Origin of the sequence: Kitasatospora sp. NPDC059599 (assembly GCF_042735125.1) — a bacterium.
GTDB lineage: Bacteria > Actinomycetota > Actinomycetes > Streptomycetales > Streptomycetaceae > Kitasatospora.
In genome coordinates this window covers 1-7141 of the sequence record NZ_JBHWCL010000253.1, presented here as the reverse complement: position 1 = coordinate 7141, position 7141 = coordinate 1, and the positions used below count along the sequence as shown (strand labels likewise).

At 71.2% G+C, this 7141-nt stretch carries 1 protein-coding gene; it reads left to right on the top strand.

Translation table 11 applies throughout. The features are described from left to right. A partial coding sequence (locus ACFV04_RS42820; protein WP_380536507.1) for an amino acid adenylation domain-containing protein occupies positions 1-7141 on the top strand: 7141 nt, incomplete at both ends.

Here is a 7141-nt window from a genome sequence, read left to right as displayed (position 1 = left end):
GCGCCCACCTCACCCACACCCACCACCAACTCCCCCCCACCCACCCCTACCGCGACTTCGTCGCCCACACCCTCAACCACCCCACCAACAGCCGCAGTCACGACTACTTCGCCCGGCAACTCGCAGGCCTCACCCAGCCCACGACCCCGTTCGGACTCACCGACACGCACGCCAGCCCCACCCGCGAAGCCCGGAACCCCCTCGACCCGCACCTCGCGGAGCGCGTCCACTCGGCAGCCCGTCGCCACAACACGACGCCGGCCACCCTCTTCCACCTCGCCTACGCGCACACCCTGACCCACCTCACGGGCCACCGGGACACGGTGTTCGGCACGATCCTCCTCGGGCGACACAGCGCCGGTGCCGACGCGCACCGCACACCCGGGCTGTACATCAACACCCTCCCGATCCGCATCGACACCCGCGACCAGGACGCCCTCACGGCTCTCCGCGCCACCCACGAGCGGCTCGCCGGCCTCCTCGAACACGAGCACGCCCAGCTCGCGGTCGCCCAGCAGGCCGGCCCCCTCCCGCCGAACACCCCGCTCTTCACCACCGTCCTCAACTACCGCCACACACCGGCGGAGGAACAGTCGAGCACGCTGCTGGAAGGCGTCGAGGTGGTGTTCGCCGAGGAACGGACGAACTACCCGCTGGCCGTGTTCGTGGACGACTTCGGCAGCGGGTTCGGGTTCACCGTCCAGTCCGTCGAAGCCGTCGACCCCCAGCTCGTTCACGACCTGCTGCTCACGGCCACCGAGAACATCGTCGCCGCCCTCGAAACCGACCCCCACACCCCCCTCGCCGACATCCCCGTCCTCACCCCCGAACTCCGCCACACCCTCCTCACCACCTGGAACGACACCACCACCCCCACCCCCCACACCACACTCACCCACCTCCTCACCGAACAGGCCACCCGCACCCCCGACCACACCGCCCTCGTCTTCGAAGACCAGCAGCTCACCTACACCCAACTCCACACCCACGCCAACCAGTTGGCCCACCTGTTGAGCGACCACGGCGTCGGCCCGGAGTCCCTGGTCGCGGTCTGCCTCAACCGCTCGACCGAACTCGTCGCCGCCCTCCTCGCCGTCCTCAAGACCGGCGCCGCCTACCTCCCCATCGACCCCTCCCACCCCACGGACCGCATCGCCACCATGCTCGACGATGCACGGCCCGCCGCCATCGTCACCACCAGCACCAGAAGCCTCACCGCGCTCACCATCGACATCCCCACCATCCACCTCGACCGCACCGACCTCACCGACCGGCCGAACACCGAACCCCCACTGACCGCCCACCCCGACCACCCCGCCTACGTCATCTACACCTCCGGCTCCACCGGCCGCCCCAAGGGCGTCACCATCACCCACCGCGCCATCGTCAACCGGCTGGCCTGGATGCAGTCCGCGTATCCGCTGGACGCCACGGACCGCGTGCTGCAGAAGACGCCGTTCGGATTCGACGTCTCCGTCTGGGAGTTCTTCTGGCCGCTCCTGGAAGGCGCCACCATGGTGGTCGCGCGCCCCGGCGGCCACCAGGACCCGGGCTACCTCGTCGATCTGATCCAGAGCCGGCAGGTCACCGTCACCCACTTCGTGCCGTCGATGCTGCAGGCCTTCGTGCAGGAGCCGGCCGTCGCGAACTGCACGGGGCTGCGCGCGGTGTTCTGCAGTGGCGAAGCCCTGCCGGCCGAGCTGCGGGACAAGTTCCACGCCCTGCTCGACGTGCCGCTGCACAACCTCTACGGCCCCACGGAGGCGGCGGTCGACGTGACCGCCTGGGACTGCTCCGCCCCGAACGCTGGGGCCTCGGTCCCGATCGGCCGGCCGGTCTGGAACACCCGGGTGTACGTGCTGAACGCGCGACTGGAACCGGTCCCACCGGGCGTGGACGGCGAACTCTACCTGGCAGGCGTCCAGTTGGCCCGCGGCTACCTCAACCGTCCCGGCCTCACCGCCGAACGCTTCGTGGCCTGCCCGTTCGGCGAACCCGGCCGCCGCATGTACCGCACCGGCGACCTCGCCCGCTGGACTGCCGAAGGAGCCCTGGAGTTCGTCGGCCGCGCCGACGACCAGGTCAAGATCCGCGGCTTCCGGATCGAACTCGGCGAGATCCAGGCCGCCCTGGCCACCCATCCGGCCGTCGCCCAGGCCGCCGTCATCGCCCGCGAGGACACCCCCGGCGACATGCGCCTCGTCGCCTACCTCGTCCTCGGCACCGAGCAGAGCCAGGCCGAACTCGGCTCCTCCATACGGGACTTCCTGAGCGCTCGACTGCCCGACTACATGGTTCCGTCAGCGGTCGTGGTCCTCGACGCGCTGCCCGTCACCGTCAACGGCAAGCTCGACCAACGCGCCCTGCCCGCCCCCACCCACACCACGAACCACACCGACCGCACCCCCACCACCCCACACGAAGAAGTGCTCTGCGCCGTCTTCGCCCAGGTCCTCGACCTCCCCCACGTCACCCCCACCGACAGCTTCTTCGACCTCGGCGGGCACTCCCTCCTCGCCACCCGCCTCCTCAGCCGCATCCGCACCACCCTCGGCATCGAGGTGCCGATGCGCACCCTCTTCGAGACGCCCACTCCGGCCGCCCTCGCCCTGCGACTGGATACGGCCACCGGCACACGCCCGGCGATCACCGTCACCGAGCGGCCCGAGCGACCGCCCCTCTCCTTCGCCCAGCAACGCCTCTGGTTCCTCGGCCAGTTGACCGGCCCCAGCGCCACCTACAACATCCCCACCGCCCTCCGCCTCACCGGCACCATCGACCGCAACGCCCTCCAGGCCGCCCTGATCGACCTGATCACCCGGCACGAATCCCTGCGCACAGTCTTCCCCACCGGGAACGGCGACCCCCGCCAGCGGGTGCTCACACCTCAGGAACTCACCTTCGAGCTGACCGTCACCGAACTCGACACACCCGACGACCTCACCCACACCATCACCCACACCACCACCCGCCCCTTCGACCTCACCACCGAACTCCCCCTCCGCGCCCACCTCATCACCCTCGCACCCGACGACCACGTCCTCACCGTCACCATCCACCACATCGCCGCCGACGGCTGGTCCCTCGCACCCCTCGGCCGCGACCTCACCGCCGCCTACACCGCACGCCTCACCGGCCACGCCCCCGACTGGTCACCCCTGCCGGTCCAGTACGCCGACTACACCCTCTGGCAACGCGAGCTGCTGGGATCCGAGAACGACTCCGAAGCCCTGCTGGCACGGCAGTTGAGCTACTGGCAGGAAGCGCTGGCCGACCTGCCGGAGGACCTGCCCCTGCCCTTCGACCACCCCCGCCCCGCCATTGCCACCCAGCACGGCGCGCTCGTCGACCTCACCGTCCCCGCCGACCTCCACACCGCCCTCACCCACACCGCCCGCGCCAACGGTGCCACCCTCTTCATGGTCCTCCAGACCACCCTCGCCACCCTCCTCTCCCACCTCGGCGCCGGACACGACATCCCCATCGGCACACCCATCGCCGGACGCACCGACGACAACCTCGACAACCTCGTCGGCCTCTTCGTCAACACCCTCGTCCTCCGCACCGACCTCACCGGCAACCCCACCTTCACCCAGGCACTCGCCCGCGTCCGCGACACCGGCCTCACCGCCTACACCCACCAGGACATCCCCTTCGAACGCCTCGTCGAAGAACTCGCCCCCACCCGCTCCATGGCCCGACACCCCCTCTTCCAGGTCATGCTCAGCCTGCAGAACACCGCCGAGGCCCTGGTGGACCTGCCCGGGCTCCACAGCACCTCCCTGTCCACCACCTCGCCGTCGGCGAAGTTCGACCTCTCCTTCGAGATCAGCGAGACCTTCGACTCCGCGGACGGAAGCCCCGCCGGTCTCGCCACCCGCATCACCTACGCCACCGACCTCTTCGACCAGAAGTCGATCGAACTCCTCGGCGAACGCTGGATCCGGGTGCTGACCGCCCTCACCACCGACCCCGAGGCCCCGATCAGCACCGTCGACATCCTCGACACCGAGGAACGCCACCGGATCCTCACCACCTGGAACGACACCGCCCAGCCGACGACCCCGGCCACCCTGCCGCAGCTGTTCCAGACCCAGGCAGCCCGCCACCCACAGGCCGAAGCCGTGATCTTCGGCGCACAGCACCTCAGCTACGCCGACCTCGACCTCCGCAGCAACCGCCTCGCCCACCGCCTGATCGCCGCCGGCATCGGACCGGAGAGCCTGGTCGCCCTGGCGCTGCCGCGCTCCGTCGACCTGCTCACCGCGATGCTGGCGGTGCTGAAGAGCGGAGCGGCCTACCTGCCGCTGGACCTGGCTCACCCGGCCGCCCGGATCGCCTTCCAACTGGACGACGCCCGGCCGAGCCTGGTGATCACCTCGGCGGCGAGCACCGTCGTACCGGACGGCACCACCGTGCCCCGGCTGGTGCTCGACGGGCCGGAGGCGACCGCGGCCCTCACCGAACAGTCCGGCGACCCGGTGGCGGACACCGACCGGACGACGCCCCTGCTGCCGACGCATCCCGCGTACGTGATCTACACCTCGGGCTCCACCGGCCGCCCCAAGGCGGTCGTGGTGCACCACGCCGGCCTGGCCAACCAGTTGGCGTGGCTGGCCGCCGGCCACGGGCTCGCCCCCGACGACGTCGTGCTGGCCCGCACCTCCACGGCCTTCGACGCGTCGGTGTGGGAGCTGTGGCACCCGCTGGCTTCCGGTGCTGCCGTCTGTCTGACTCCCGACGGCCTCGGCGGCGACCCGCGCGCACTCCTCCGCTACGCCGCCGAACACCGGGTGACCGTCGCCCAGTTCGTCCCGTCCCAGCTCGCCACGCTCCTCGGCGAGGGCCGGATCGGCTCGCTGCGGCGGCTGTTCTCCGGCGGTGAGCCGCTGAGCGTGGACCTCACGCGGCGGATCACGGACAGCTGGAACGTCCCGGTCACCAACCTCTACGGCCCTACCGAGACGACCGTCCAGATCGCCTCCGCCACCGGGGATCCGACGGCGTCCACGGCGACGGTGCCGCTCGGGCGGCCGGTCCACAACACCCGGTTCCTCGTCCTGGACGCCGCGCTGCGTCCGGTCCCGCCGCGCGTGGCCGGTGAGCTGCACATCGCGGGCCCCCAGTTGGCGCGCGGCTACCTCGGCCGCCCCGCCCTGACCGCCGAACGCTTCGTCGCCTGCCCCTTCGGCGCGCCCGGCGACCGCATGTACCGCACCGGCGACATCGTCCGCTGGACCACCGACGGAGAACTGGAGTTCGTCGGCCGCACCGACGACCAGGTCAAGATCCGCGGCTTCCGCATCGAACCCGGCGAGATCCAGGCCGTCCTCGCCGCCCACCCCGCCGTCGCCCAGGCCGCCGTCCTCGTCCGCGAGGACACCCCCGGCGACAAGCGCCTCGTCGCCTACCTCGTCCCCACCCCCGGCACCGACGAAGCCGGGTTGCCGGCACAGGCCCGCGCGGCGGCTGCGGAGCGGCTGCCGGAGTACATGGTGCCGTCGGCCGTGGTGGTGCTGGAGTCCCTGCCGCTGACGGCCAACGGCAAGCTCGACCGCCGGGCCCTGCCGGTCCCCGCCTACTCCACCGGCGCCGGCCGCGCACCCGCCACCCTGCGCGAAGAACTGCTCTGCACCGTCTTCGCCGAAGTCCTCGGCCTGCCCTCGGTCGGCGTCGAGGACAGCTTCTTCGACCTCGGCGGACACTCCCTCCTCGCCACCCGCCTCACCAGCCGCATCCGCACCACCCTCGGCACCGAACTCCCCCTCCGCACCCTCTTCGAAGCCCCCACCCCCGCCACCCTCGCCCAACGAATCGACACCACCACCACCGGAACACGCCCACCGATCACCCCCACCGAACGACCCCGACCCCTCCCCCTCTCCTTCGCCCAACAACGCCTCTGGTTCCTCGGCGAACTGACCGGCCCCAGCGCCGCCTACAACATCCCGGCCGTGCTCCGTCTCACCGGCACCCTCGACCACGACGCCCTCCAGGAAGCGCTCCGCGACCTGGTCACCCGCCACGAAGCACTGCGCACGCTCTTCGCCGCAACCGACGGGCAGCCGCACCAACACGTGCTCCCCGCCGACCGCTCCACCGTCCGGCTCACCGTCACCGAGACCACCGAGCCGGAACTGGCCGCCTCCGTGGCCCGCGCCACCGGACGTGCCTTCGACCTCGCGACCGAACTCCCGCTCAGGGTCGAGCTGTTCGCCCTCGCGCCGCAGGACCACGTGCTGGTCGTAACGGTCCACCACATCGCGAGCGACGGGTGGTCGCTGGCCCCGCTCGGCCGCGACCTCTCGTCCGCCTACGCCGCGCGCCTCGACGGACGGGCACCCGACTGGTCACCCCTGCCGGTGCAGTACGCGGACTACACACTCTGGCAGCGCGAGCTGCTGGGGTCGGAAGAGGACTCCGAGGGCCTGCTGGCGGGGCAGTTGGGGTACTGGCGGGAGGCGCTGGCCGAGCTGCCGGAGGAGCTGACGCTGCCGTTCGACCGTCCGCGCCCGGCCGTCGCCACGAACCGGGCGGAGACGGTCGAGCTCATGGTCCCCGCCGAGCTCCACACCGAACTGCTGGACCTGGCCCGCGAGGAGGGCGTCACGCCCTTCATGCTGCTCCAGGCGGCGCTTGCGGTGCTGCTCTCCCGGCTGGGCGCCGGGCAGGACGTCCCGATCGGCACACCCATCGCCGGACGCACCGACGACAACCTCGACGACCTCGTCGGCCTCTTCGTCAACACCCTGGTGCTGCGCACCGACCTCAGCGGCAACCCGACCTTCAGCGAACTGCTGAGCCGCGTCCGGGAGACCGCGCTGGGGGCGTTCGCCCACCAGGACGTGCCCTTCGAGCGTCTGGTCGAGGAGCTGGCCCCCGTACGCTCGATGGCCCGCCACCCGCTCTTCCAGGTCATGCTCAGCCTGCAGAACAACGCGCAGGCGATCCTCGACCTGCCGGGCATCGAAGCCGAGGCCGTCTCCGGTGACCAGCAACTCGCCAAGTTCGACCTACAGTTCGACGTCACCGAGCAGGTCGATGGCCTGGCGGTGCGGATCGTCTTCGCGGCCGAGTTGTTCGACCGGTCGTCGGTGGAGGTCCTGGGACAGCGCTGGCTGCGCGTCCTCACCGCCCTCAC